We start from the raw sequence: 301 nt of genomic DNA on the forward strand, positions 1-301 counted from the left end.
AGGATGTGCAAACGCTCCTCGCGCTCTATCGCGCGATGGTGCTCACCCGTGCATTCGACACCAAGGCGGTTGCGCTGCAGCGCACCGGCAAGCTCGGCACGTTTGCGTCTTCCGTGGGGCAGGAGGCTGTCTCTTATACACATCTCCGAGCCCACGAGACATGGCGCCTGATCTCGTATGCCGTCTTCTGCGTGAAACGGGGGGGGGGGGGGGGGGGGGGGGGGGGGGGGGGGGGGGGGGGGGGGGGGGGGGGGGGGGGGGGGGGGGGGGGGGGGGGGGGGGGGGGGGGGGGGGGGGGGGG

The 301-nt window shown here is 74.4% G+C and carries 1 pseudogene; it reads left to right on the forward strand.

The window, feature by feature from the left end:
* Positions 1–131: pseudogene (locus JHD73_RS28850) on the forward strand (pyruvate dehydrogenase (acetyl-transferring) E1 component subunit alpha); the annotation flags it as partial.
* Positions 132–301 lie beyond the last annotated feature (170 nt).

Source organism: Ralstonia sp. ASV6 (genome assembly GCF_016429285.1).
Classification (GTDB): Bacteria; Pseudomonadota; Gammaproteobacteria; order Burkholderiales; family Burkholderiaceae; genus Ralstonia; species Ralstonia flaminis.